23 protein-coding genes are annotated in these 26,767 nt (G+C 65.1%); 10 read left to right on the top strand and 13 right to left on the bottom strand.

Features of this window, described 5'->3' with window-relative positions:
* Window positions 1-49: 49 nt before the first annotated feature.
* The 3 genes from ppdK (at window position 50) to KMZ68_RS07850 (ending at window position 4,665) form a co-directional block, all read left to right on the top strand.
* Window positions 50-2,911 carry a pyruvate, phosphate dikinase gene (gene ppdK / locus KMZ68_RS07840; protein WP_215615230.1) on the top strand — a complete coding sequence of 954 codons (2,862 nt, stop codon included), beginning with the start codon at window positions 50-52 and terminating at the stop codon, window positions 2,909-2,911.
* Between the two features lie 27 nt (window positions 2,912-2,938).
* Window positions 2,939-3,118, top strand: a complete 180-nt coding sequence (locus tag KMZ68_RS07845) for a hypothetical protein (RefSeq protein WP_215615231.1) — start codon at window positions 2,939-2,941, stop codon at window positions 3,116-3,118.
* Between the two features lie 95 nt (window positions 3,119-3,213).
* Complete coding sequence (locus tag KMZ68_RS07850; RefSeq protein WP_215615232.1) at window positions 3,214-4,665, top strand: cell wall hydrolase; 1,452 nt, start codon at window positions 3,214-3,216, stop codon at window positions 4,663-4,665.
* A 7-nt stretch (window positions 4,666-4,672) separates the two neighbouring features.
* Here KMZ68_RS07850 and nadC read toward each other — a convergent pair whose 3' ends face one another.
* The 3 genes from nadC to nadA are packed head-to-tail and all read right to left on the bottom strand — an operon-like array spanning window position 4,673 to window position 8,342.
* Window positions 4,673-5,551, bottom strand: a complete 879-nt coding sequence (nadC, locus tag KMZ68_RS07855; RefSeq protein WP_215615233.1) for a carboxylating nicotinate-nucleotide diphosphorylase — start codon at window positions 5,549-5,551, stop codon at window positions 4,673-4,675.
* 15 nt (window positions 5,552-5,566) lie between these two features.
* Window positions 5,567-7,174, bottom strand: coding sequence for an L-aspartate oxidase (locus tag KMZ68_RS07860; protein WP_215615234.1), 1,608 nt, complete (start codon window positions 7,172-7,174; stop codon window positions 5,567-5,569).
* Between the two features lie 58 nt (window positions 7,175-7,232).
* Window positions 7,233-8,342: a quinolinate synthase NadA gene (gene nadA / locus KMZ68_RS07865; RefSeq protein WP_215615235.1), complete on the bottom strand. Its 1,110-nt coding sequence runs from the start codon at window positions 8,340-8,342 to the stop codon at window positions 7,233-7,235.
* A 376-nt stretch (window positions 8,343-8,718) separates the two neighbouring features.
* Here nadA and KMZ68_RS07870 point away from each other — a divergent pair, with 376 nt between their 5' ends.
* The 6 genes from KMZ68_RS07870 to KMZ68_RS07895 all read left to right on the top strand — a co-directional run bounded on the left by KMZ68_RS07870 (window position 8,719) and on the right by KMZ68_RS07895 (window position 16,686).
* Entirely contained in the window at window positions 8,719-9,969 is a 1,251-nt protein-coding gene (locus KMZ68_RS07870; RefSeq protein WP_215615236.1) for an MFS transporter, read from the top strand.
* Between the two features lie 40 nt (window positions 9,970-10,009).
* Window positions 10,010-10,996, top strand: coding sequence for an acrylyl-CoA reductase (NADPH) (gene acuI / locus KMZ68_RS07875; RefSeq protein WP_215615237.1), 987 nt, complete (start codon window positions 10,010-10,012; stop codon window positions 10,994-10,996).
* 116 nt (window positions 10,997-11,112) lie between these two features.
* The gene (locus KMZ68_RS07880; protein ID WP_215615238.1) at window positions 11,113-11,712 is read left to right on the top strand and encodes a hypothetical protein; all 600 of its coding nucleotides are present in this window, start codon (window positions 11,113-11,115) and stop codon (window positions 11,710-11,712) included.
* Between the two features lie 280 nt (window positions 11,713-11,992).
* Entirely contained in the window at window positions 11,993-12,229 is a 237-nt protein-coding gene (locus KMZ68_RS07885) for a hypothetical protein (RefSeq protein WP_215615239.1), read from the top strand.
* The gene (locus KMZ68_RS07890; RefSeq protein WP_215615240.1) at window positions 12,226-14,253 is read left to right on the top strand and encodes a methyl-accepting chemotaxis protein; all 2,028 of its coding nucleotides are present in this window, start codon (window positions 12,226-12,228) and stop codon (window positions 14,251-14,253) included. Before KMZ68_RS07885 ends, KMZ68_RS07890 begins: the two co-directional genes overlap by 4 nt.
* Window positions 14,254-14,535: 282 nt before the next feature.
* Window positions 14,536-16,686: a methyl-accepting chemotaxis protein gene (locus KMZ68_RS07895; protein ID WP_215615241.1), complete on the top strand. Its 2,151-nt coding sequence runs from the start codon at window positions 14,536-14,538 to the stop codon at window positions 16,684-16,686.
* 66 nt (window positions 16,687-16,752) lie between these two features.
* On the opposite strand, the gene KMZ68_RS07900 is transcribed toward KMZ68_RS07895, so the two are convergent.
* From KMZ68_RS07900 to ygfZ, 6 genes are all read right to left on the bottom strand, one after another.
* Window positions 16,753-19,449 carry a DUF2339 domain-containing protein gene (locus tag KMZ68_RS07900; RefSeq protein WP_215615242.1) on the bottom strand — a complete coding sequence of 899 codons (2,697 nt, stop codon included), beginning with the start codon at window positions 19,447-19,449 and terminating at the stop codon, window positions 16,753-16,755.
* A gap of 76 nt (window positions 19,450-19,525) precedes the next feature.
* Complete coding sequence (locus KMZ68_RS07905) at window positions 19,526-20,503, bottom strand: NUDIX hydrolase (RefSeq protein WP_215615243.1); 978 nt, start codon at window positions 20,501-20,503, stop codon at window positions 19,526-19,528.
* 19 nt (window positions 20,504-20,522) lie between these two features.
* Window positions 20,523-21,029 (bottom strand): tyrosine phosphatase family protein, encoded by a 507-nt coding sequence (locus KMZ68_RS07910; RefSeq protein WP_215615244.1) that lies wholly within the window; start codon window positions 21,027-21,029, stop codon window positions 20,523-20,525.
* 71 nt (window positions 21,030-21,100) lie between these two features.
* Window positions 21,101-21,718 carry a YfbR-like 5'-deoxynucleotidase gene (locus KMZ68_RS07915; RefSeq protein ID WP_215615245.1) on the bottom strand — a complete coding sequence of 206 codons (618 nt, stop codon included), beginning with the start codon at window positions 21,716-21,718 and terminating at the stop codon, window positions 21,101-21,103.
* Complete coding sequence (locus KMZ68_RS07920; protein ID WP_215615246.1) at window positions 21,715-22,341, bottom strand: DNA-3-methyladenine glycosylase I; 627 nt, start codon at window positions 22,339-22,341, stop codon at window positions 21,715-21,717. The genes KMZ68_RS07915 and KMZ68_RS07920 overlap by 4 nt, the downstream gene beginning before the upstream one ends.
* Window positions 22,338-23,219: a CAF17-like 4Fe-4S cluster assembly/insertion protein YgfZ gene (gene ygfZ, locus KMZ68_RS07925; protein WP_215615247.1), complete on the bottom strand. Its 882-nt coding sequence runs from the start codon at window positions 23,217-23,219 to the stop codon at window positions 22,338-22,340. Before ygfZ ends, KMZ68_RS07920 begins: the two co-directional genes overlap by 4 nt.
* Before the next feature lie 211 nt (window positions 23,220-23,430).
* Here ygfZ and KMZ68_RS07930 point away from each other — a divergent pair, with 211 nt between their 5' ends.
* Entirely contained in the window at window positions 23,431-24,765 is a 1,335-nt protein-coding gene (locus KMZ68_RS07930; protein WP_215615248.1) for a dihydroorotase, read from the top strand.
* 161 nt (window positions 24,766-24,926) lie between these two features.
* On the opposite strand, the gene KMZ68_RS07935 is transcribed toward KMZ68_RS07930, so the two are convergent.
* The 4 genes from KMZ68_RS07935 to KMZ68_RS07950 all read right to left on the bottom strand — a co-directional run bounded on the left by KMZ68_RS07935 (window position 24,927) and on the right by KMZ68_RS07950 (window position 26,741).
* Window positions 24,927-25,193 (bottom strand): hypothetical protein, encoded by a 267-nt coding sequence (locus tag KMZ68_RS07935; protein WP_215603116.1) that lies wholly within the window; start codon window positions 25,191-25,193, stop codon window positions 24,927-24,929.
* Between the two features lie 157 nt (window positions 25,194-25,350).
* Window positions 25,351-25,728 (bottom strand): TIGR02301 family protein, encoded by a 378-nt coding sequence (locus tag KMZ68_RS07940; RefSeq protein WP_215615249.1) that lies wholly within the window; start codon window positions 25,726-25,728, stop codon window positions 25,351-25,353.
* 69 nt (window positions 25,729-25,797) lie between these two features.
* Window positions 25,798-26,223, bottom strand: coding sequence for an NUDIX hydrolase (locus tag KMZ68_RS07945; RefSeq protein WP_215615250.1), 426 nt, complete (start codon window positions 26,221-26,223; stop codon window positions 25,798-25,800).
* A gap of 5 nt (window positions 26,224-26,228) precedes the next feature.
* Entirely contained in the window at window positions 26,229-26,741 is a 513-nt protein-coding gene (locus tag KMZ68_RS07950; RefSeq protein ID WP_215615251.1) for a hypothetical protein, read from the bottom strand.
* Between the last annotated feature and the right edge of the window lie 26 nt (window positions 26,742-26,767).

Genomic DNA, 26,767 nt, shown 5'->3' on the forward strand with positions numbered 1-26,767 from the left:
GTGGTGTAAGGCCCGCAACTCCCATTCCTCTCGCGGATTATTTGCAGTCATGGCCAAAGCCGCATCGAAGCTCAAGAAAACCGCAGTAAAATCAAAGCCCTCCATGCCCGCCCGGGCCAAGGCCGCGCCGCCCGCCCGCGCCCGCAAGGTGCTGAAGAAGAGCCCGGTCAAGCCGGCGCCGAAAGCCGCCAGGAAGGCGGCGGCAAGCAAGCCCGCGGCATCTGCGCCGAAAGCCGGCAAATGGGTGTTCACCTTTGGCGACGGCAAGGCGGAGGGCAAAGCGGGCCTGCGCGATCTGCTCGGCGGCAAGGGCGCCAACCTCGCCGAGATGGCCAATCTGGGCCTGCCGGTGCCTCCCGGCTTCACCATTCCGACCTCGGTCTGCACCTATTTCTACGCGCACGACAAATCCTATCCGAAGGAATTGAAGGCGCAGGTCGAAAAGGCGCTCGATTATATCGGCAAGCTGACCGGCAAGGCGTTCGGCGATTCGAGGAATCCGCTGCTGGTATCGGTACGATCGGGCGGCCGCGCCTCGATGCCGGGCATGATGGATACCGTGCTCAATCTCGGCCTCAACGACAAGACGGTCGAAGCGCTGGCCGAACTGTCGGGCGATCGCCGCTTCGCCTATGACAGCTACCGCCGCTTCATCACCATGTATTCCGACGTGGTGCTCGGCTTCGAGCATCACCACTTCGAGGACATCCTCGATACCTTCAAGGACAGCCAGGGCTACGCGCTCGACACCGACCTCACCGGCGACGACTGGGTCGATCTGGTCGGCCGCTACAAGGACGCGGTGGCGCGCGAAACCGGCAAGGATTTCCCGCAGGATCCTCACGACCAGTTGTGGGGCGCGATCGGCGCGGTGTTTTCGTCCTGGATGAATGCGCGCGCGGTGACCTACCGCCGGCTGCACGACATTCCGGAATCCTGGGGCACCGCGGTCAACGTGCAGGCGATGGTGTTCGGCAACATGGGCGAGACCTCGGCGACCGGCGTTGCGTTCACGCGCAACCCCTCGACCGGCGAGAGCAAGCTGTACGGCGAGTTTCTGATCAACGCCCAGGGCGAGGACGTGGTGGCGGGCATTCGCACGCCGCAGGACATCACCGAATATGCGCGCAAGGAGTCCGGCTCCGACAAGGCATCGATGGAAACCGCGATGCCGGCAGCGTTCAAGGAACTGACGCGGATCTACACGCTCCTGGAAAAGCACTACCGCGACATGCAGGATATGGAGTTCACGGTCGAGCAGGGCAAGCTGTGGATGCTGCAGACCCGTGGCGGCAAGCGCACCGCCAAGGCGGCGCTGCGCATCGCCGTCGAACTCGCCAATGAGGGACTGATCTCCAGGAAGGAAGCGGTGACGCGGATCGATCCGGCCTCGCTCGACCAGTTGCTGCATCCGACCATCGATCCCACCGCCAAGCGCGACGTCATCGCCACCGGACTGCCGGCCTCGCCGGGGGCTGCCGCCGGCGAGATCGTGTTCTCCTCCGATGAGGCCGCCAAGCTGCAGGCCGACGGCCACAAGGTCATTCTGGTGCGGGTCGAGACCAGCCCGGAAGACATTCACGGCATGCACGCGGCCGAAGGTATTCTCACCACCCGTGGCGGCATGACCTCGCACGCCGCGGTGGTCGCGCGCGGCATGGGCAAGCCCTGCGTCTCCGGCTGCGGCTCGATCCGCGTCGATTACGGCCGGGGCACCATGAGCGTCGGCTCGCGCACCTTCAAGACCGGCGACGTCATCACCATCGACGGATCGCTGGGCCAGGTGCTGGCCGGGCGGATGCCGATGATCGAGCCGAAGCTCTCCGGCGAGTTCGGCACGCTGATGGGCTGGGCGGACCAGGTCCGCAAGCTCGGCGTTCGCGTCAACGGCGACACGCCGGACGACGCGCGCACCGCGATCAAGTTCGGCGCCGAGGGCATCGGGCTTTGCCGCACCGAGCACATGTTCTTCGAGGAAACCCGGATCCGCACCGTGCGCGAGATGATTCTCGCCGAGGACGAGCAGACCCGCCGCGCCGCGCTGTCGAAGCTGTTGCCGATGCAGCGTGCGGATTTCGTCGAGCTGTTCGAGATCATGAAGGGCCTGCCAGTGACGATCCGGCTGCTCGATCCGCCGCTGCATGAGTTCCTGCCGCACACCCAGGCCGAGATCGAGGAAGTCGCACGCGCGATGAACACCGATCCGCGGCGGCTGGCCGATCGCGCCCGCGATCTCGCCGAATTCAATCCGATGCTCGGCTTCCGCGGCTGCCGGCTTGCGATCGCCTATCCCGAAATCGCCGAGATGCAGGCGCGCGCCATTTTCGAGGCCGCGGTCGAGGCGGAAAAGCGCACCGGCAAGGCGGTCGGCCTCGAGGTGATGGTGCCCCTGATCGCCACCAAGGCCGAGTTCGACCTGGTCAAGAACCGGATCGACGTCACCGCGCAGGCGGTGATGAAGGAGACCGGCAAGAAGCTCAGTTATCAGGTCGGAACGATGATTGAGTTGCCACGCGCGTGCCTGATGGCCGGCGACATCGCGCAGACCGCGGAGTTCTTCTCGTTCGGCACCAACGACCTGACGCAGACCACCTACGGCATCAGTCGCGACGACGCCGCGGGCTTCCTCGGCACCTACATCGCCAAGGGAATCCTCGAGATCGATCCGTTCATCTCGGTCGATCGCTCCGGCGTCGGCGAACTGATCAAGATCGGCGTGGCGCGCGGGCGCAAGACCCGCCCGAATATCAAGGTCGGAATCTGCGGCGAGCACGGCGGCGATCCCGCTTCGGTCGCGTTCTGCCACGAGATCGGGCTGAACTACGTTTCCTGCTCGCCCTACCGCGTGCCGATCGCGCGGCTCGCCGCCGCGCAGGCCGCGCTCGGCAAGGTTGCCGCCAGCCAGGCGTAGTACGCAACACCAGTCATGGAGACGGAAATGGCCGGGATTTTCCCGGCCATTTTCCTGCGGGAGCAATTTTGCATGCCTGCTCTCTTCACCATTTTCGTTGACGCGATATTTACCACTTTGTTCGAGCGACTGTTTACCAAGGTTTTCGATGGCATCGCGCAAACCACAGCGATTCCTTGCCTGTATCGCGGCTGCAACGCCGGTTAACTCCCTCGCAACCTAAATTAGATACCACCAAAAAAGATCGAATTGCACGGATGTACTGAAGTTCGATCGGTGTAAGCGTTGCGTGAGCGTACTCGATGTTAGTAATGCGTAACCGGCCGAAGGGCGCGCGGTTCGCGTCCTTCGGAATCGGCCTCTGCATCTTCGCATTGTTGCCGAATGAAATCGGATATCAGGACATCGCGTCACTGCTGGCCCGGCAGCCGGGCGTCGCCGAGCGCTGGCAGAAGCGCGTCTTCTCCGCCGCCAGCAATATCCAGGTCGCCACCTACAGCTTCGGTCGCCCGATCGGGACCTCGGCGCCGCGTGCGCCGACCTACCGGCTGGCCAGTCTCAACAACCAGGGCATCGACATCACCGGTTCGGTGACGCGCAATCCGCTTGCAATGGCGCCGCCGCGCTATCATGCCTCCGATTTCCCCAAGGTCGACCGTACCCTGAAGGGCGACCGCCTCGTCGCGGTTACGCCCGAGCCCGTTGCCCCCGCGCCCGCAATGGCTGCGCCATCCAGCGAAGATCCGTCGACCTCGAATGCATCCGTGCTGGGCGCCAAGACCGCCGACGCCGTTCCGGCCGAGGCGCCGGCGAAGCTCGATCCGGAGTTGGCGGCAGCGCTGAGCGCCCCGCCGCTCCCGCAATACGATGTTGCGCTGTCGCTCGAAGCCCAGCCGCTCGACGACCTCAAGGGCTCATCCAGCGCCGCTGCCGGCGTCGAGCCCGCGCCGATGCGCGACACGTTCTCGTTCAAGACCTCCAGCCTGTTCTTCGGCAGTTCGTCGCTGGGATCACCCGAGAGCATCGAGCGCTGGCAGCCCGGCGAGGAACCGACGATCGTGATGCCGGGCGCGCTGCCGGATCCGGACATGAAGGTGATGGCGTCGCTGCCGACGGTGGCGGACGAACCGTCGAAGACGGTCGACAGCGGCGAGAGCGTTGCTCCCAAGGGTGAGGTCAATTCCGACAACCAGCGCGCCAAGACCCCGGCCGAGCGGCTCGGCCTGTTCGACGAGAAGTCGCGCGCCAAATCGGAAAAATGTCTCGCCGAAGCGATTTACTTCGAAGCGCGCGGCGAGGCCGTGCGCGGCCAGATCGCCGTCGCGCAAGTGGTGATGAACCGCACCTTCTCCGGCAAATATCCGGATACCGTGTGCGGCGTGGTCTACCAGAACAAGCACCGGCATCTGGCCTGCCAGTTCACCTTCGCCTGCGACAACAACGCCGACGTGGTGCGCGAACCCGACATGTGGGACCGCGCCAGGAAGATCGCCAAGGCGATGCTCGACGGGCAGCTCTGGCTGCCGGAGGTCGCCAAGTCGACGCACTACCACGCCTATTGGGTTCGCCCGTCATGGGTCAACGAGATGAAGAGGCTGTACAAGTTCGGCGTGCATACCTTCTACCGGCCGCGGGCATGGGGCGATGGCAGCGAAGCGCCGAGCTGGGGTTCGACCGCGCAGACCGCGGAAATTTCCGCAGAGCTCGCGGAAGCGGCGCAAAGCTCGGCCGAACAGGCCAGCGCCAAGCGCTAGCCATTATTCACGCATCGATGTCGAGCGCGACGTCGAAATTCGGCGCTGAATGCGTCAGCGCGCCGGCCGAGGCGTAGTCGACGCCGGTCGCAGCGATCTTGGCAATGGAATCCCGAGTGACGCCGCCGGACGCCTCCAGCACGACGCGGCCCCTTGCCAGCGTTACCGCTTCGCTCAGCGCGGCGATATCCATATTGTCCAGGAGCACCACGTCGGCGAGACCGGTGTCGAGCACCTCGCGCAATTGTGCTAGCGTATCGACCTCGATCTCGACCTTGACCAGATGTCCGACATGGGCCCGCGCGCGTTCCAGCGCCGGCCGCACGCCGCCGGCGACCGCGACGTGGTTGTCCTTGATCAGGATCGCATCGTCGAGACCGAAGCGATGGTTGAAGCCGCCGCCGCAGCGCACCGCATATTTCTCCAGCGCGCGCAGCCCCGGCGTGGTCTTGCGGGTGCAGCAGATGCGCAGTTTGGTGCCGGCGGTATGGCGGACATAATCGGCGGTGAGGGTAGCAATGCCGGACAACCTGCCGACGAAGTTCAGCGCAGTGCGCTCGCCCGCCAGCACCGCGCGCGCCGGACCAGAGATCGTCAGTACATGCTTGCCTGACGCAACGGTGGCGCCGTCGCGACAATGCGGCTGGATGTGGAGATCGGGCGACAGTCTTCGGAACGTCGCCACCGCCAGCGGCAGGCCTGCGATCACGCCGGCCTGCCGCGCGATCAGGACGGCGCGCGCCGGCGTCGTTTCCGGAATGGTGGCGATCGAGGTGATGTCGCCGGCGCGGCCGAGATCCTCATCGAGCGCGCGCTGCACCGCTTCGCCAATGGCGAGCGGCGACAGGAAGGCGTCCGGGTGCAGGAGCGAGGCTGGAGTTGTCATGGCGCGTGCTTTCGGTCAGGCGGTCATCGGCTGGGGGGTCCGCAACGCGGAACGTTCAGCGAGTGAAGCTGCGACCTCTCGTGCTGCGGCAAGGGTCGTCATGGTGCGGCGGGCCAGCGCCGGCTTCTCGGCCGGATGATCGGAGCGGTAATGCGCTCCGCGGCTTTCGCGCCGCGTCCAGGCCGAGGCTGCGACCAGCAGCGCCGTCGTGGCCGTGTTGCGCAGCGCGATGTTGCCAGTGTCGCGCTCGATCGCCGCGAACGACCGCATGGCTTGCGCCAGACGATCGCCATCGCGGATCACGCCGACATGCGAGGTCATCATCGTCCTGAGGCTTGCCTCCGCCCCCGGCGGCATCGTGATGTTCCGCTGGCTGATCGACGCCGCGGACGGTCGGGCAGGCGCGGGAATTGCGCTGCCGGCAATATCCTCCGCGATGCGAGCGGCATAGACGACCGCTTCGAGCAGCGAGTTCGACGCCAGCCGGTTGGCGCCGTGTGCGCCGGTCGATGACACTTCGCCGCCGGCCCACAGGCCCGCGATCGAGCTGCGGCCATGCGCATCCACCGCGATGCCGCCCATGTGGTAATGCGCGGCGGGTGCGATCGGTATCGGCTGCGTCGCCGGATCGATTCCGGCGGCGAGGCAGCTGGCGTGGACGGTGGGAAATTTTTCGGCGAAATGCGCGCCGATCGCCCTGGTCGCGTCGAGAAACGCGCCGCGGCCCGCCGCGATTTCCGCGAATACGCCGCGCGCCACGATATCCCGCGGCGCCAGTTCGGCCAGCGGATGCAGCGCCTGCATGAAACGTTCGCCATTGCCGTTGATCAGCGTCGCGCCTTCGCCGCGCAGCGCCTCGGTCGCCAGCGGCGCGGGATCGCGGCCGGCCATGATCGCGGTCGGATGAAACTGCACGAATTCCGGATCGGCGATCACGGCGCCGGCGCGTGCGGCGATGGCGAGGCCAACGCCGCCAGCTTCCGCCGGGTTGGTGGTCACGGCATAGAGATGCCCGATGCCGCCGGTCGCCAGCACCACCGTGCGCGATGCAATCGTCGTGGGCCTTGCGAGGGCGTCGCCGGCCGGACGCAGTTGCAGTCCGGTGACTGCGCCGTCTCCGGTCAGGAGCGCTTCGGCGATGGTGCCTTCGATCACCCGGATCGAGGGCGTGTTGCGCACCGCTTCGATCAGCGCCGAGATGATGGCCTTGCCGGCCATGTCGCCGCGCACATGCACGATGCGCCGCGCGGAATGCGCAGCCTCGCGGCCGACCGCGAGCCGGCCTTCGAGGTCGCGGTCGAAGGCAACCCCGTAACGCAGGAGGTCGTGGATGCGCGCGCCGGCTTCGCGCGCCAATCCCAACGCTATTGCCTCATCGACCAGGCCGGCGCCGACGGCGACGGTGTCGGCGGCATGCGCTTCCGCGCTGTCGCCGTCCGCGACCGCGGCGGCGATGCCGCCTTGCGCCCACGCCGTCGAGGCGCCCTGGCCGAGCGGTGCCGCGGAAATCACGGTGACCGGACGCGGCGCCAGTTTCAGTGCGCAGAACAGTCCGGCGAGGCCGCCGCCAACGATGACGACATCGTCGGTGGTGCGGGTGAGGTCTTGAACTCGATCGCTCATATCGGTTTCTCGCCAGTCGTCGTGCCCGCGAAAGCGGGAGCGACGGCTCCCGTTGAACTCAATGCTTCAGATTGATCATCCGCTCGACCGAGCGCCGCGCCTTTTCGGCGATCAGGGGATCGACCGTGACCTCCTCGCGCAGGTAGATCAGGCTGTCCAGAATCCTGGGCAGTGTGATCCGCTTCATGTGCGGGCACAGATTGCAGGGCCGCACCATTTCGACGTCGGGCAGCTCGGCCTGGACGTTGTCGGCCATCGAGCATTCGGTGATCATCACCACGCGCCTGGGATGCTTGCTGCGGACCCAGTTGATCATGTGCGCGGTCGAGCCGGTGAAATCGGCCTCGGCCAGCACGTCGGGCGGGCATTCCGGATGCGCGATGATCTGCACCGAGGGATCGGCCTCGCGATAGGCCCGCAGTTCGTCGCCGGTAAAGCGCTCGTGCACCTCGCAGGCGCCCTTCCAGGCGATGATCTTCACGCCGGTTTTCGACGCCACGTACTTTGCCAGATACTGGTCCGGCACAAAGATCACAGTCGGTGCATTGAGGCTTTCCACCACCTCGACCGCGTTCGACGAGGTGCAGCAGATATCGACCTCCGCCTTCACGTCGGCCGATGTGTTGACATAGGCGACCACAGGCACGCCGGGGAAGCGCTCGCGCAACAGTCGGACGTCGGCGCCGGTGATGCTGGAGGCCAGCGAGCAGCCGGCGCGCGAATCCGGGATCAGCACCGTCTTGTGCGGGTTCAGGATCTTCGAGGTCTCCGCCATGAAGTGCACGCCGCATTGCACGATGATGTCGGCCTTCACCTTGGTGGCTTCGATCGCAAGCTGCAGCGAATCGCCGCCGATGTCGGCGACGCAATGGAAGATCTCCGGTGTCTGGTAATTATGCGCCAGAATCACCGCGCCGCGCGTCTCCTTCAGTTCGTTGATCGCCTTGACGTAGGGGGCCATGAACGGCCACTCGACCGGCGAGATCACGTTCCTGACCCGGTCATAGAGGTGCGCGGTGGCGCGCTCGACCTCGCTTGTCCATTCCAGCGATGGCGCCGGCAGCGCACGCGCGCGGTCGGCAGGGCCGATGCTCCGCGCCGGAGCGGCGAGGTGGCCGTGAGCGGGGTTTCCGAAATCGGCGGGACCGTAGATTCCAGCGATCGGCATGTGGGCCTCCCCTCGAGCCATATATACTCAATATGAGCATATATAGCTCCTGAGAAATCCGGCCTCGAAGGCCGGCGGTTTTGAAAAGCTGCGTAGCCTGTGGTCCGGACCAACCCGCAGCTGAGCAGTGGAGCCCGACCCGTGATGGAATATTCACTTATCCTCATTACGAGCAAATCAAATATAGCATCCCTTCGGGCACTCCGCTAGACATTCGGACCCCAATTCGTCGCTTCTGCCCGCCATGATTTGCAACGCTGCAATGCAGAGCGTGTTTTTCGCCGGTTGCCGATTGGGATTTCCATGCGAATGCATTAACTCCCTGCAACGTGTTCGCCGGACCTTCCGGTTGTGACGCCAACCGTTGAGGGATTGCATGTCGATCGCTGCAAGCGAACTCCGCCCGGCTTCCGCCGTCGGCAACTGGCGTACCCCCCTGGTAATCATCGTCTGCGGCTGCGCGATCGCGCTGTTGAGCTTCGGGCCCCGGTCAAGCCTCGGCTTCTTTGTCCAGCCGATGGGCCGGGAGTTTTCTTGGGGCCGTGACGTCTTCGGGCTCGCGCTTGCCGTGCAAAATCTGTTGTGGGGGCTGGGCCAGCCGATCGCCGGCGCGATCGCCGACCGGTTCGGCGTGCTGCGCGTGATGTGCGTCGGCGCGCTGCTTTACGCCGGCGGCCTGTTGATGATGCGCTATGCCGCGACGCCGCTCTCGCTCGATATCGGCGCCGGCGTGCTGATCGGTTTCGGGCTTTCGGGCTGTTCGTTCAACCTCGTGCTCTCGGCGTTCAGCAAGCTCCTGCCGCCCGAGAAGCGCGGAATAGCGTTGGGCGCCGGAACCGCTGCCGGATCGTTCGGGCAGTTTCTGTTCGCGCCGTTCGGCGTGGCGCTGATCGACAATTTCGGCTGGCAGGCGGCGCTGACCGTCTTCGCGGGACTGATGCTGCTGATCATCCCGCTTTCGCTCGCGCTGGCGACGCCGCCCACGGCAGCGGCCGATGTGCCTGCGGCGGACCAGCAGTCGTTCAAGACGGCGCTGGCGGAAGCGTTCGGCCATCGCTCCTATGTGCTGCTGGTGCTGGGCTTCTTTACCTGCGGCTTTCAGCTCGCCTTCATCACCGTGCATCTGCCGGCCTTTCTGTCGGATCGCGGCGTATCGGCGCAAACCGGCGGCTGGGTGATCGCCGCCATCGGCCTGTTCAATATCATCGGTTCGCTGAGTGTCGGCTGGCTGCAGAATGTCTTTCCGAAGCGCCATATCCTGTCGGCGATCTATTTCACGCGTGCGCTGTCGATTATCGCGTTCATCTCATTCCCGATCACCACATTCTCCGCAATCGCATTCGGCGCGATCAGCGGCCTGACCTGGCTCTCGACGGTGCCGCCGACGTCGGCGCTGGTGGCCCTGATGTTCGGCACCCGCTGGTTTGCGACGCTGTACGGCTTTGCCTTCGTCAGCCATCAGGTCGGCGGCTTCCTTGGCGTCTGGCTCGGCGGCATCGTGTTCGAGCAGTTCGGGTCCTACACCCCGATCTGGTGGCTTTCGGTGCTGTTCGGCGTGCTGTCGGCGCTGATCAACCTGCCGATCGTCGAGGCGCCGGTGGCGCGCCCGGTTGCGCAACCGGCCTGATCCGGTAAACATCTCGGGCTGAAAAAATCGGGAGTTTACGTTGGGAACGTTCAGGGCGATCAGGATCGACAAGGCGGAAAAGGGCACCACCGCCGCGCTCACGCAATTCGACGAAGCCGAATTGATGGAGGGCGACGTCACGGTGCGGGTCGAATATTCCGCGCTCAACTACAAGGACGGCCTGGCCGTCACCGGCAAGGCGCCGGTAGTGCGGCGTTTCCCGATGATCGCCGGCATCGACTTTGCGGGCACAGTCGAGCAATCGTCGCATCCCTCCTGGAAGGCCGGCGACAAGGTGATCTGCACCGGCTGGGGCATGGGCGAGACCCATCTCGGCGCCTATGCCGAAAAGGCCCGCGTCAAGGGCGATTGGCTGGTGGGGCTGCCCGGGACCATGTCGGCACGTGACGCGATGGCGATAGGCACCGCCGGTTTGACCGCGATGCTGTCGGTGCTGGCTCTCGAGAAGTACGGCCTCACCCCGAAGGACGGTCCGGTCGTGGTCACCGGCGCCGCCGGCGGCGTCGGATCGGTCGCCACGGCCGTGCTCTCGAAACTCGGCTATCACGTCATCGCTTCGACCGGCCGCATGACGGAGGCCGATTATCTGAAAGGGCTGGGCGCGGCCGAGGTGATCGACCGCGCCGAACTGTCGGGACCGGCCAAGCCGCTGGCGAAGGAGCGCTGGGCGGGCGGGGTCGACAGCGTCGGTTCCACCACGCTGGCCAACGTTCTTTCCATGACGAAATACCGGGGCGCCATCGCTGCCTGCGGCCTTGCCGCCGGTATGGACCTGCCGTCCTCGGTGGCACCGTTTATTTTACGCGGAGTGTGCCTTCTCGGCATCGATTCCGTGATGTGCCCGATCGAGCTCAGAAAGGCCGCCTGGAACCGGCTCGCGGGCGATCTGGCGCCTGGAAAACTTACTGAAATAACTCATGAAATTGGCCTGGACGAGGTCATCGGCGCTGGTGCCAAGATTCTCGCTGGCGAGGTTCGCGGGCGAATCGTGGTAAAAATTCTCTAACGGCATTCAGACTTTACCAACCAAGCTGCTCCAATGTTGCCACTGTTCGTATGGTAAGCAGCGGGTAAAGAGACCTCTGGCGGTTACCCGCGCTCGGTAAAGTTCGGAGTTGCAGCATGGTTGCGCGTTTCGTGTTGGGGGCCGTCATGGCCGGTGCGGTGATCGCGCCCGCCATGGCCGGGCAGATGAACGCCGATGAGGCGCGCAGGTTCGTGATCGGCAAGGTTTTCGCATTTACCTGTTTCGACGGTACCCGCGGCGCGGGCCGGGTGCTCGATGACATGGGCGCCGCCGGCGCCGTGCAATTCAGTGGTTCGGGTCCGGTGCGCCACATGCGGCTGCCCGGCAATACGTTGCAAGTCCGCGGCCAGGCCGTATGCGCCTCGATCAAGGGCATTCCGTTCCAGCCCTGTTTCAATCTCGACAAGAAGGACGAGCGCAGCTTCCGTGGCTCGGTCTCGGGCATGGCTTTCGCCTATTGCGATTTCCGCCATCAGGGCGCGGCGCAGATGCTGATGGCCCGCGCGGTAGCCCGGCCGCGTTCGCTGCATGCGCCGGCACACTCCCGCTCGGCGGACGCATCGCGGAACGACATCACGGCGAGCGTCGAGACGCCGAAGGTCGAGAGCGCCAGGCTCGAGCCGGTCAAATCCGAAGCGCGACCGGAACCGGCGAAACCGGAAAGTGCGCCGGAACTTCGCCGCTCGACCGACTGATGCGGCACAGGCGCTGGCGCGCCTCGCATTTCCCACGCCCGACTGACAAGCTGGAGGGGGCGACCATTCCGTCGGCGCGCCGCAGTCACGCCGAATGGCGCATGGAATTGCTCGATCAATCCAAAAAGCCTGTGTTCCGGGTTCGACTCGTCGCGGAGTCGATCTGCTAGACCGGGGCGCCCGCGTGATGGCTTCGCGGATCGATTTCGGGCATTTCCCCGTATTCGTACTCAGTTCCTGTTAACTCCAAAATGGAGCCTGGAACAGTATTGCTCGGCTGATGGCGGTCACTGGCGAAGATGATTTCAGTTCGACCGCCGGGGCATTCTGCGAAGTGACCAATGCTGGCGCATTTTTGCCGGTGACCCGTAATCTTACGGGCCCCAAAATTAACAGGATTTTGCAGCGCGAAAGTTATGGCTCGGATGTGGAGGCGCCGGTCGCTTCCTGGAGTCGATTCGTCGTGGCGCGCCCCGGCTGCAAATTCATTCAAGTCATGCAAGGCTCGATAAAATGATCCTCAATCGCATTGGCAATAAATTGGGCCTCGCCGGCGTTGCCGGAATCCTGCTGGCGATCGGCATGGTGATGAATCAGACCGCCACCGAGTCCTCGGTGTTCGAGGCCAATCGGCGCGCCGGGGTGCAGCAGCAGATTTCCGCCATTGCGCTGAAGGCGGAATCGGAAATGCGAAACATGCAGCTTGCCGTGCGTGGTGTGCGCCTGGCAAGGACGGCGGAAGTCGTCGCCAAAGGCAGGAGCCAGTTTCGGGTTGCGCGCGATGCCCAGGCGAAGCTGCTGGATACCGCCCTTGCGCTCGCCCTCGAGCCCCAATCGAAGGAGTTGTTCGGCAACATCAAGACGAAAACGGAGGCTTACGCCGTCGGGGCGGACGAGCAGGCGAAGTTGATGCTGACGGTTCTCGAACTCAATCAAAAGCGAATTGCCGTCTTCAACCAGTGGGACGCCGCGCTCGGCAAATCGTTGGCGGCGCTGGCCTCGGCGGGGTCTTCAAACCGCGCCGAAATTCAAAACCTTCTGCGCGATGCCGACGGCGCCCTGAACGCCGTACAGGCCGGGGGTTGGCGCTTCTTTGCAACCGGGGAGACCGATCAAAAGGGCAAGCTCGTCGGCAAGGCTGGCGTTTCATCCCAGTCGCTGAAGAAGGCGCGCGATCTGGCGGAGGACAAGCGGCTGCAGGATGCGATCGATGCGCTCAGCCCGCTGGTGGGACAGGTTGTCGCCCTGACCGATGAAGTTATCGAAGCCGACCTCCTGAAGAACAAGATCAGCCGGGAGCAAACCATCCCGACCGCCAATGCAGTCGCCGAACTGCTGAGTTCCGCGGTGGCGGTCGCGCAGAAGGCGGTGACGGAAAGTGCGACGGATGTCAGCGACAAGATGCGGCGCGCCGGTCAGGTGGCGCTCGGGTTCGGCTGCGCCATCATTCTGATGCTGATCGGGTCGAGCGCTTTTTCGTTCTTCGGCATAGCGCGACCGATGACCCGGCTGAACGGCGCGATGAACAAGATGGCCGAAGGCCATCTCGATGTGGTCATCCCCGGTGCAAACCGCGGCGACGAGATCGGCGACATGGCCAAGACCATCGCGGTGATTCGCAACAATGCCGAGCAAAAAGCGCGCGACGAAGCCGAAGCCAAGGTCAGGCAGGACCAGGCCCTTGCCGAACTGCGCAAAGCGGACATGCGCAAGCTCGCCGATTCGTTCGAGAGCGCGGTGGGCGAGATCGTCGAGACGGTGTCGTCGGCTTCGACCGAGCTGGAGGCCTCCGCCAATACGCTGACGTCGACCGCAGAGCGGTCGCAGGAACTCGCGACCGTGGTTGCAGCCGCCTCCGAAGAGGCTTCCACCAATGTGCAGTCGGTGGCTTCCGCGACCGAGGAGATGTCGTCGTCGGTCAACGAAATCAGCCGCCAGGTTCAGGACTCGGCGCGGATGGCCAGCGAGGCTGTCGATCAGGCACGCACGACCAACGATCGCGTCAGTGAATTGTCGCAGGCCGCAAGCCGCATTGGCGACGTCGTCGAGCTGATCAACACCATTGCCGGACAGACCAATCTGCTGGCGCTGAACGCCACCATCGAGGCCGCCCGCGCCGGCGAGGCCGGCCGCGGTTTCGCGGTCGTGGCCTCCGAGGTCAAGGCGCTGGCGGAGCAGACCGCGAAAGCGACCGGGGAGATCGGCCTGCAGATCAGCGGTATCCAGTCCGCGACGCAGGAGTCGGTAAACGCCATCAAGGAAATCAGCGGCACCATCGAAAGATTGTCCGAGATCTCGTCGACCATCGCGGCGGCGGTGGAGGAGCAGGGCGCGGCCACGCAGGAGATTTCCCGCAACGTCCAGCAGGCTGCCCAGGGGACGGTGCAGGTCTCGTCCAACATCGCCGACGTGCAGCGCGGCGCCAGCGAGACTGGCTCGGCTTCCTCGCAGGTTCTGTCCGCCGCGCAGTCGTTGTCAGTCGAGAGCAACCGCCTCAAGGTCGAGGTCGGCAAGTTCCTCAACTCGGTAAGGGCTGCCTGATCAGCCTCGGTGCATGTCTCGCAGCGGACAAGCCAGACAAGCGTGTCGGTTGTTGACCAGCCGTGTTTCAATCTTCGACTGCACAATTTTTAGGCAGATCTTAATGGTTAACAATTAGCATGTGATCGTGGCACGGGTTGTTTTGGCGTCGGGTTAGCGCGATCTCGTTGCAACCATTGCGCGCTCCGTACTCATACGGTTCGGATACTTCATTGCCCATTAATTCATCAATGAAGAAGTTACCAAGATCTGAAAATCGACTCGTGGCAATGAGGCCTGGCAATGCGCAACAATGTTCCCGTCACCGCCGTCGAGTATCCGATCGCCGATACCACTCTCATCGTGTCAAAGACCGACACCAAGGGAAGGCTGACCTTCTTTAACGACGCCTTTCTCGAAGTCTCGGGCTTCAGCGAGGCGGAGTTGATGGGGCAGCCTCACAATATCGTCCGCCATCCGGACATGCCGCCTGAAGCATTCGAGAATCTCTGGGCCACGCTCCAGGCCGGCAAGCCGTGGGTGGGCGCGGTGAAGAACCGCCGCAAGAATGGCGATTTCTATTGGGTGCTGGCGACCGCTTCTCCGATCCTGGAGAATGGACATATCACCGGCTATACGTCCATCCGAACCAAATTGCCCGCCGAGCAGCGCCAGGAAGCCGAACATGTCTACGCGCTGCTGCGCGCCAACAAGGCGCAGGGCTACAGGATCGATGCCGGCATCATCCGGTGCCGCTCGCCGCTGGACTTCCTCGCAATCTTCACCGGTTCGCTGAATGCAAGGCTGGTCACGCTGGTTGCGACCCTGGGACTTTTCATGCTGACAATCGGATTGGCCGGTATTCTGGCGACGCGGGACAGCAATGCGCGGATGAAATCGATCTACGAGGATCGCGCAATGCCGCTGGCGCAGCTGTTCGAGATCAACGACCGCATGGAAAAAAATACCATCGTGCAATACGACGCCGTCACCAACGGCCGCGCCGGCAAGCCGATCGGCGATGTCGCCGGCAAGGTCGCCACCAACATCGAGGTCATCTCCAAGATGTGGACCGAATATATGGCGACCTACCTTACGCCGGAGGAGAAGATCGCCGCCGACAGCTTCACTCTGAAGCGCAAGAATTATGTCGAGAGCGCCATCAAGCCGGCGCTCGCGCTGCTCGCCGATCGCAAATACGACGAGGCGAGCACGCTTCTGGCAGGCAAGGCGAGCGAGTTGTTCGCTCTGGCCAAGCAGGATCTGGACAAGCTGGTTGCGATCCAGGTCAAGGAAGCCAGGGCGGAATACGAGGCCGCCGAGCGCCAATATGCCATCGTGATCGGGGTTGCGGCCGCCATCCTGCTCACGGGTCTGCTGCTGGGTGGATTGCTCGGAAGGCAGACCATCCGGGCCATCGTCCGCCCGCTTGGACGGCTCAATGAGGTTATGGGGAGCATCACTCGAGGCAAACTCGACAGCAACATATTGGTCGAGCGCGACGATGAAGCCGGCGTGGCGTTGCGCAATCTGCAGACGCTGCAGGCAATCATCCGCTTCGACCGTGAAGAATTGAAAGATACCGAAACCCGTTCGGCGATCCGACGCAAGACGGAAATGAGCCGGCTGGCCGACGACTTCGAAGGCGCTGTCGGTGCAATCATTGAAACTGTGTCCTCTGCCGCAACTGAACTCGAAACCTCCGCCGGTACGCTCACCTCGTCCGCGGAACGGTCGCAGGAACTCGCAACGGCGGTCGCGGCGGCCTCCGAAGAAGCGTCCACCAATGTGCAGTCGGTGGCTTCCGCGACCGAGGAGATGTCGTCGTCGGTCAACGAAATCAGCCGCCAGGTTCAGGACTCGGCGCGGATGGCCAGCGAGGCGGTCGACCAGGCGCGCACCACGACCGATCGCGTCAGCGAGTTGTCGAAGGCCGCAAGCCGCATCGGCGACGTGGTCGAACTGATCAACACCATCGCCGGGCAGACCAACCTGCTGGCGCTGAACGCCACCATCGAGGCCGCCCGCGCCGGCGAGGCCGGCCGCGGATTCGCGGTCGTGGCCTCCGAGGTCAAGGCGCTGGCCGAGCAGACCGCGAAAGCGACCGGCGAGATCGGCCTGCAGATCAGCGGGATCCAGGCCGCGACGCAGGAGTCGGTGAACGCCATCAAGGAAATCAGCGGCACCATCGAAAGGCTGTCCGAGATCTCATCAACCATCGCTGCGGCGGTGGAGGAGCAGGGCGCGGCGACGCAGGAGATTTCCCGCAACGTGCAGCAGGCGGCACAAGGTACGATGCAGGTCAGCTCCAACATCACCGACGTGCAGCGCGGCGCCAGCGAGACCGGATCGGCTTCCTCGCAGGTTCTCTCCGCAGCGCAGTCATTGTCCGGCGATTCCAACCGGCTCAAGCTCGAGGTCGGCAAGTTCCTCAGTTCGGTGAGGGCGGCCTGACACGCGCGAGGGCCGGCTCAATGTGAGCCGGCCTCCGGTGTTCGCCACACAGGCGGGATCATCCGGCTACGCGCCCGGCTCGGCGACAGGTGCGGCCGGCAGCGCCTGCCGGCGGAACAGGATGCGCTGGTACAGCCAGCCGATCGCCACCAGCACCAGACCAAGGCACATGAACGACAGCGCCCGATAGACGCCGGTTAGCGTCGACATGTCGATCAGGAACGCCTTCAGGATGGTGAGCGCGATCACCACCGCGGAGGCGAGACGGGCGCGCTGCGAATTGAACAGGATGCCGATGCCGAGCAGCACGACGCCGAACACCAGCCATGCGATCGAGTAAGTGTATTGTTCGGCGCCGGTGGTCACGCCGCGGCTCAGGACCGGGCCGTGATAGAGCCTGCGGATCTCGAACGTGACATAGGTCAGGGCGAGTATCAGCGCGGCTGCCGCGATGGTGTTGGCGTAGCTCGCAGCCCGCCGGCCCGCCACCGCATAGGACAGCAGCAGTGCCAGCACTGGGGGTCCGGCGTAAGCCAGCAGCAGCAGGTTGAAGAACGCGCCTCCGACGTCGATCGGCCAGAGCAGGGGATTCTCCAGCACCATCAGGCCGGCCGCTGCGGCTATCCCGGCAAACGCCGTGAGCAGGATAGCGCCGACATTGTGGACGATGCTGCCGGTGCGGATCCGCAGCCGCTCCAGGCCGATCGCCATCGCCAGCGTCGCGCAGACCTGCAGCGCCACTTCGGTCAGGCCGGCGGTGGCGCGGTAGATATCGCCGCCGTTCACGGTATGGCGGATTTCCATGAACACCAGCAGCACCGTGAACAGGATCGCCGCCGACTCGACGACGCGCAGCGGCGCATCGTCGGCGCGGCGGCGCAGGAAGTGGCTTCCGGCCCAGAATGACAGCGCCGGAATGCCATAGCCCCACAGCAGCCAGTTGAAGACCGGCGTGGCGCCGACCGCATTGCCGACGATGCGCGGCTCGTAGCCGATCCGCAGCACCACGATGCCGGCAAGAATGGCCGCCAGCGAACGCAGGAACGGTATCGGCCGCTGCAGCGAAATCCAAGCCGTGCCGAGCGACATCAGCGCCAGCGCGATGGTGAGCCATCCCTTTTCCAGCGCGAAGGTCAGCGCCAGCGCCAGCGCGCCCAGCGACCCCGTGGCGAACAGCGCGATCGAAATCGGCAGGCCTGGCCGATGGTCGCGTTTGGTGAGAATTTCCGTCGCTGCGCCATACGCCGCCGCCAGCAGCACCGCCAGGATCGCAAACGGGATCGAACGATCGAGATGCGCGATGCGGGCGTAGAGCGCGATCAATAGCGCCAGCGGCGTGAACACCGCGGCGGCCGACCAGACCACCGGGATAACGGCGTTGGCGGATCGGCCCTGCGCCAGAAATCCCGCGATGCCGAAGCCGCCGGCGAAGATCACCGCGGATATCAGGTGCACCGTGACCGAAGCATCGGTCGCGGCGGGGCCGATGCCGGGCAGCGGCCCGCCCGGCAGCACCAGCATGTCCGGATTGCCGCGCACGGCCCATTCGGCAAACACCACGAAGACCAAAGCGGCGGCGGCGCCGACCGCGGCCGTGGCGCTTGGCGCACGCCAGGCGACCAGCAAGGTGCCGGCGACCAGGATCGCGAACACGATGATGGCGGTGTCGGCATGGAAACTCTGAAGCACGATCAGGGTGGCGCCCAGCAGGTAGGCCGCGAGCGAGCCGGAGGAGATCGGCTCAATCCGGTCATCGTCGGCGGCCGGACCGAACATGAATCCGCATACCACCAGCAACGCGGCGAGCACGAAGCCTGCAATGACGTGGAACGCGTGCGGTCCGACCATCGACGGCCCGCATTCCAGGCAGGGGAAAGTCCAGATCAGCGCGAAGGCGATGGTGGTGACCGCGAGCCAGCGCCACAGCCTGATCCGCGCCAGCCCGAACGCCGCCGCGGTGACGATGGCGAGATAGAGGTAGAGCGCCCAGTAGTCCGGCTTGTCGGAAGAGACCAGCAGCGGGGTGACGAAGGCGGCGGCAATGCCGAGGCCGGCCAGTGCCGGTCCATGCAGCAGCGCCGCGGCGAGCGTGCCCAGCGCCACCATTCCGAGCAGGATGAAGGCGGTGGCGGGCGCGAGAAATTCATACAGCGCATAGGCGGCATAGACGGTCGCGAATGCCACCGCAGTGCCGGCGGCGGTGAGGATCGCGGGGATATTGGCGATCGGCAGCGGTTCGATCGCCGAGACGCTTTCCTTGCGGCGGGTCCATTCACCGGCCGCCAGCAGGGCGAGCGCAAACAGGCCGCCGAGTATGGTGCGCACGCCGGGGCCGAGCAGCCCGGCCTCGATCGAATAGCGCACCATGAAGAAGCCGCCGAGCGCCAGCGTCAGGCCGCCGACCCAGACCACCCAGCGGGTGCCGATCCGCTCCTCGAAGCCGGGCTGGGGTTGCGGAAGCGGCGGCGGCGTGGCCGTGCCGTCGGTCGCGGCCGTCGGCGCGGCATCTTGCGCTTCCGCGTCCGGCGCGGCCGTTTCCATCTCGCCGGCCGTTGCCGGCTGTTCGGCGGCAACGGATGGCGACGCGGCGAGACCTTGCTCGACTTCCTGGAGCGGTGCGAGCGGTGGCGGAGCCGCTCCCGCCTGCAGCGCGGTGGCCTCGATCGCATCCAGCCGCGCACGCAAGGTGGCGGTCTGGTTGAACGTCTTGCGTGCGATGATAAGCGCGACGATGGCAACCACCAGTGAGAAGAATTCCAACATCAAGCCTCCAGGCGATCGGCCCGGGATCGGGGCTTACCGCATCAAGATATTCAGTGTCTCGGCGCCGTCAGACGATCTAGCGTCTTCCGCGTACCCGCAGGCCCGGCGCCGGCCGTTCCTGCAGCACCTCGCGGCGGAAGCGAAACAGCGCGGCAGGCCGCCCACCGGTGTGTGTCGACATCACGCCGGTTGGTTCGACCAAAGCGCCGGCTTCCACCAGCCGGCGGAAATTCTGCTTGTGCAGATGCCGCCCCGAGATCGCTTCCACGGTCCGCTGCAGTTCAGTGAGTGTGAACTCGGGCGGCAAAAGTTCAAATACCACGGGGCGATATTTCAGCTTGGCGCGCAGCCGGGCGATCGCGGTGGCCAGGATTCTGCGGTGGTCGAAGCGCATCGGCACGCCGAGGACGGGAAGCTGTTTGCGCGCCAGCGCCGCGGGACGGCCGTCGCGCCGCGCCTCCTCGACCAGTCCGGCTTCGTAGAGCAACTCGTAGCGGTCGAGCACGCGCTCCTCGTCCCAAGGCGCGCCCTCGGTGCCGAAATACAGCCGGACGCGATCCCTGCGGCTGAGGGCGCGGGTGGCGTCCGGTTGCTCGCTCGCGGCGGCCCAGTTCGTGAGATGGGGGACGATCGCGCGCTCGATGATGTCGGGCTGCGCCTGCCGCCAGTCCTCCCATGGAAAAAACCGGTACCAGGGTTCGAAGGTCGCGCCCGGCGCGCGCGAGGCGTTGTCGGCGGCGCGGGTGAGCGCGAGGTAGCCGATCGAGGCGACATGGGCGTCGGTGTCGCCGGCCTGAGTATGCCGGCCGCGGTCGCCGAACGTATAGAGCTGCTCGACATAACCCAGCCGCAAGCCTGCCTGTTCTTCCACCCAGGCGCGCAGGCCGATCTCGAAGGTGCGGTGCGCCACCGCGTCGAACGGGCCGAACGGAAGCCCGGCGGGCTTGTCGCCGTCGCCCGAGGATGCGGTCAGGATCAGCGGCTCGTTGCCTTCGATCGCGACGATGGCGGCGGTCAGGCCGATCTCGATCGGCGTCAGGAGCTTCTCGCTCATGGGGCGCCGTTGACGGGCATCACTCGAGATCGATGCGGAACGGCCGGCCTTCGACCATCATGCTGCCCGGGCCCATTTCGTCGAGCGCGCGCAGCATCCGGCCCTCACGCCCCAGCGCCTTGTCCGCCAGGCCGACGATCAGCCGGTTCGGCGATGCGATCGGGGAGGCCGCACGGATCTGCCTGGCGATCGAAATCTCATCGCGATGCGGATTGAGCAGGCAGACGGCGGCAAAGGCGCTCGCGGTCGAGCGGCTGATGCCGGCATAGCAGTGGACCACCAGCGGCGCACTGCGGTCCCAGCCGCGCACGAAGTTCAGGACCTGCTCGATATGCTGATCCGACGGCGCGACGAAGCCATCCATGTGCTCGGTTATGTCGTCCATCTGCACCTTCAGATGGTTGGCCGGCAGCACCGATTCCGGCCGCTGCACCTGATCGACATTGGCCATGACGGTCAGGACATGGCTGGCGCCGGTCGCCCTGACAGTGTCGGGAAGTGCAGCGAGCGAACAGACGTGAATCATGGCGGTCCTTCTTTTCGCGCCGATTATAGGCCCGCATCCGGGGGGGTGAAAGCCGGTTCAGGCCTCGATGTTCAGGCGTGCAAGGTCTTGAACCGTTCCAGAAACCGCTTCTCGGCCCTGGCTGCGGTCCATGGCGTCAGATAGTCCTGCGCGGTCGAAGGCGGCAGGCCGGGGTCGCGGCCGAACAGTCGCTTCGCCTCGGCCTGTGCAAAGCCCGCCAGCTCGGTCGCCTCGAGATAGGCCGCGCCCCGGTCGGCCGCCTTGATCGCCTGCGTGATTTCATCCGGCAGCACCGGCGGCAGTCCGAAGCGGATATGGATGGCCGCCAACAGCCGTTTTTCCACCGCCTTGTAGTCGCCGCCGAGCACCGCCTTGAACGGCGAGATCATGTCGCCGATGACATATTCCGGAGCGTCATGCAGCAATGCCGCAAGGCGCAGCCTGACGTCGGCGCGCGGCGTGCGCTCGCGCATCACGGCTTCGACCAGCAGGGTGTGCTGCGCCACCGAAAAGATATGCGCGCCGCTGGTCTGTCCGTTCCAGCGCGCGACCCGCGCCAGGCCGTGGGCGATATCGGCGATCTCGATATCGAGCGGCGAGGGGTCCAGCAGGTCGAGCCGCCGCCCCGACAGCATCCGCTGCCAGACCCGGGCGGGCACTGCCGAAGCGGGGTTTTTTTTTGCCGTCATTTGACTTTGAGGCGGGGCGCGCGGTGCTTTCCGGCGCAGGTATCGTGGCAGAAGCACGTCACCAGATGATCGTTGACCATGCCGGTCGCCTGCATGAACGCGTAGACGATGGTCGGGCCGACGAATTTGAATCCGCGTGCGGCAAGCTCCTTGGACATCTTGATCGACAGCGGCGTCGATGCCGGCACGCTGGCGGTGGTCTTGAAGTTGTTGACCTTCGGCCTGCCGTCGACGAATTCCCACAGGAATTTCGAGAAGCCCGGCCCGTCTTCCATGATCTTCAGATAGGATTTGGCGCTATTCACCGCGCCCTCGATCTTGGCACGGTTGCGGACGATGCCGGCGTCGTTCATCAGCGCGTGGACTTTTTTCGAATTGTAACGCGCGATCTTGTCGGGCTGGAAATCGTCGAAAGCTTTGCGGAAGTTGTCGCGCTTGCGCAGGATCGTGATCCACGACAGCCCGGCCTGGAAGCCGTCGAGGATGAGCTTTTCGTAGAGCGCCCGGTCGTCATATTCCGGAACGCCCCATTCGGTATCGTGATAGGCCATGTAAAACGGGTCTTCGCCGGGCCACGGGCACCGCGTCAGGCCATCGGCATGCAGGCGCGCCGACTTGCTCATGCGACGGTCTGCTTCGGTGCGGCCGAAAGATCGCCTGGCTCGGCGAGCCGGAGAGCAAGACCGCCCGAGGTCAGCGCCGTTCCGGCGGCCAGCGCGTCGGCGGCGCGATCGATCCGGATCAGGGCGAGACCGTTGGCCCCGGCCGTCGAGCCGATGGCGCCGACCGGCTTGTCGCCGGCGAGGACAGGCGTGCCCGGTTCCGGCGACGGACCTTCAAGAACGATCCGCACGATGCGGGTGCGTATGGAGCCGCGATGTTGCATCCGCGACACCACTTCCTGGCCGACATAGCAGCCCTTGTCGAAATCGACGCCATGCAGGCGGTCCATGTTGGTCTCGTGCGGAAACGCGTCGCCGTACATGAAGTCGAGACCGCCGCGCGGAACGCCGGAGGCGATGCGATGTGCATCGTAGGCGGTGCTGTCGACCAGTTCCGCGCCGATCAGGTCGGCGACCTTCTGCGCGAGTTCCTGCGGAACGAGAACCCGCCAGCCGAGCGCGGCATTGCGCGGATCGGCGAAGGCAAGATCCGGATTCATGGCGGGTTCGCCATTCCAGGCGGCGAGCACCCCGAGACTGTCCGACAGATTCTCGACAGCCACCTTGGCGCGCAGCTTGTAGAAACCGAGCTTTTCGGCGAGGCCCGGCGCCAGCACGCGCGGGCAATCGAGCAGGAAGCCGCCGCCATGGCCTGCCGGCGCCTCGGTGATCAGGAAATCTACCGTGATCTTGCCCTGCGGGGTCAGCAGCGCCCCGAACCGGCCGAGGCCGGGGCGGAGCAGCGTCATATCGGTGGTGACCAGGCCGTTGAGAAAGTTGCGCGCATCGTCGCCGCTGACCTTGACCACGCCCCGGTCGGGGAGAAACGCCGCTTTCATGCAAAAATCTCTTGTGACATGTTGCTGCAGAACGTAAGCCGCCAAGTCATGAACGACAAGGCCCGCGCCCGGCGTGGGATGACCTCATCCTGTGAGGAGCGGGCGCAGCCCGCGTTTCGAAGGATGGTAACTGGCACTGAACGCGTCCCATGCTTCGAGACGGCCCTTGCGGACCTCCTCGGCATGAGGATTGAGCCTATTACGAGGAACGATGAGTCAGAGTTTTGATGTGATTCTGAGATCCGGCACCGTGGTCAACCAGGACGGTGAGGGCGTGCGCGACATCGGCGTCGCCAATGGCCGTATCGCTGAAATCGGTTCCCTTGGACAGGCATCGGCCGCCGAGGTGATCGACTGCAAGGGCCTGCACATCCTGCCCGGCGTCATGGACACGCAGGTGCATTTTCGCGAGCCGGGCCTGACCCACAAGGAAGATCTCGAAACCGGTTCGCGCAGTGCTGTGATGGGCGGCGTGACGGCGGTGTTCGAAATGCCGAACACCGATCCCCTGACCATCACCGAAGCGACCTTCACCGGAAAGGTGAAGAGCGGCCGCCACCGCATGCATTGCGATTTCGCGTTCTTCATCGGCGGCACCCGCGAAAACGTGCAGGATCTGCCGGAGCTGGAACGCGCGCCCGGCTGCGCCGGTGTCAAGGTGTTCATCGGCTCTTCCACCGGCGCGCTATTGGTCGAGGATGACGAAAGCCTGCGCCGGATTTTCCAGGTGATCAGCCGCCGCGCCGCCTTTCATGCCGAAGACGAGTACCGCCTCAACGATCGCAAGGGACTGCGCGTCGAGGGCGATCCGCGCTCGCATCCGGTCTGGCGCGACGAGACCGCGGCGCTGATGGCGACCCAGCGGCTGGTCCAGCTCGCCCATGAGACGGGCAAGCGGATTCACGTGCTGCATATCTCCACCAAGCAGGAGATCGAGTTTCTGCGCGACCACAAGGACGTCGCCACCTGCGAGGCGACGCCGCACCATCTCACTTTGACCGCGCCGGAATGCTACGAGCGGCTCGGCACCCGGGCGCAGATGAATCCGCCGGTGCGCTCGGCCGAGCATCGGGCCGGGATCTGGCGCGGCATCGAGCAGGGCATCGTCGACGTGCTCGGCTCCGATCACGCCCCGCACACCCTCGAGGAAAAGGCCAAGACCTATCCGGCTTCGCCCTCGGGCATGACCGGGGTGCAGACGCTGGTGCCCTTGATGCTCGATCACGTCAACGCCGGGCGATTGTCGCTACAGCGCTTCGTCGATCTCACCAGCGCAGGCCCGGCGCGGCTGTTCAACATCGCGTGCAAGGGCCGCATTGCGGCGGGTTACGACGCCGACTTCACGGTGGTCGATCTCAAGCGCAGCGAAACCATCACCGACGATTGGGTGGCCTCGCGCGCCGGCTGGACGCCGTATCACGGCGTGCGCGTCACCGGCTGGCCGGTCGGCACCTTTGTCAGGGGCCGCCGCGTGATGTGGCAGGGTGAACTGGTGACGCCGTCGACCGGCGAACCGGTGCGGTTTCTGGAGACGTTGAGGGCGTAGATCATTCATGCTCTCGAGCGGAGGCCCGGCGCGGCGTCAACTTCAGTCGTCGTCGCCCGCGAAAGCGGGCGATCCAGTACGCCGCGGCGGTGCGGCTAGAATGCGGGAACTCTGGAATACCGGGCGGATCGGTCAAGCCGGGTGATGACAGCCGCGCAAGCCTACTGTTTCGCCAGCCGGGTCGAAAACTCGCCGTTGCGGACGCGGGTCGGCAATCCCTCGACGAATTTCGCCACCGCGTCCTCGCCATAGGTCGCGACCAGTTCGGCGAAGGCTGCGAACAGGCTGGCCTGCGCCAGGCAGTCGCCATCGACGCCGTCATGACGCGCCTCCGCCCAGGCCTCGTTGAGGTAGCTCAGCGCCGCCTGCTTCTGTTCGTGATCGGGCAGCGGGTCGCGGGCGGTTGTGAAGGACACTGGAGGGCTCATGAGACTCTGGCGGGACTGGCGCGCGATCCAGGGCGGAACGCATCTGACGCGCCGAGGTGTAGCATGAGCTTCGCGGCCGCCTAGGCCAGTTCTTTAGGAAAGGTTAACGCCCCGGAACAAGATGATTCCATTGTTCCATATTCGGGCTCTTCGTCTCTCAGTTGGCGTAGCGGGCGGTCAGGTCCCGCGAGATCTTCGAGCCTTCCTCGATGTATCTTCGGATCGCGATCGAGGCGGCCGGCGTGCAAGTCCGGTAGGTCTGCTGAAAGCCGTTATAGCCGCGGTTGAAGCCGGCGATCATGCGGGCGCGGCGGTCGCCGGAGGGGGTTTCGGCGTCGATCAGCGCCTGCATCTCGTTGCGCCATTTGGGACCTTCATTGGTGCCGCAAATGCCCCTGAGATAGTGCAGGGTGCCGAGGATCTCGGCCAGCCGCTGCAGGTCGCCGTCGAACGGCGCAGCCGCATCCTGGGCCCGCGCAGGGCCGGAAATGCACGCCGAGACAAGGATGAAAGCGGCCAGAATGTGCTTGAGCATTTTGGGGGTCCAGAACCCGCCCGATATGCCTTTTCAATGCGCTGGAAGCAAGGCGCCGGCAGGGCCGGTTCAGGCCCCGAGCAGGGCTCTGGCCGACCGGATGATCTCATCCAGGCCGCCGGTGACCTTGAGATCGCCGAGCGCATCCGGCGCCAGCCACCTGAAATCGTCGTGTTCGTCGTTCAGGACCGGCTCGCCTGCGGTCCAGCGTGCGGCGAACGACATGATCAGATAATGGCCGCCGCCGGAGGTTCCCGGCACCACCTCGCGCCATCCGGCGAGCCCGGCAATCTCGATTTTCAGCCCGGTTTCCTCGTCGACCTCGCGATGCAGCGCCGCGTGCAGCGTCTCGCCGAATTCGACCCGGCCGCCGGGCAGCGAATAGTAGCCTTTGGCCGGGGACTTTGCCCGCCGCACCAGGAGGATCTTGCCGTCGCGAAAGATCGCCGCGCTGACGGCGAGCTGCGGATGCGAGGGCTGGACCGGGGACGTCACGGCGGTCAGTGCGTCATGATGTAGTCGACGTCGGCCTCGGAGCCGCCATTGATGATGCCGCCGGCCAGCGTCACCAGCGGCTTGACCCAGCCGGTGGCCTGCTCGGCGAGCGTGGCGCGGGTCTTGTCCTGCCTGGCCTCGCGCATGGCGTCGCTCACCGCGGTCAGAATCGAGGTCATGGCGCTGGTGATATTGTCGAACTCGGCGCGGATGACAGGATTGGCGGAATTATAGGCCGAAATCGCGAGGTCGCGGGCCTTGAAATTCGACGCCGTGAAATGCTCGGCATAGGACAGCGGTTGCCAGCCGAGGAAATCCTCGGCGCATTCCGGCATGTCCGGAATCATCTCGAGCAGCATCACGGCTTCGTTGAAGTGATTGAGGTAGTCGGTGGCGAGCCCGGTACGGGGGTTGATGTTGGCGGCCCGCAATTGCGCGGCACGCGCGGCATCGCCGCCGCCAACCTTGCCAGGCGCCGTACGGTTGGGGTTAGCGGTTTGGGCGCCCGTTGCGGTCATCCGCTGCAGTGTTAACGTTTGGAGTT

Source organism: Bradyrhizobium sediminis (assembly GCF_018736105.1).
Lineage (GTDB): Bacteria > Pseudomonadota > Alphaproteobacteria > Rhizobiales > Xanthobacteraceae > Bradyrhizobium.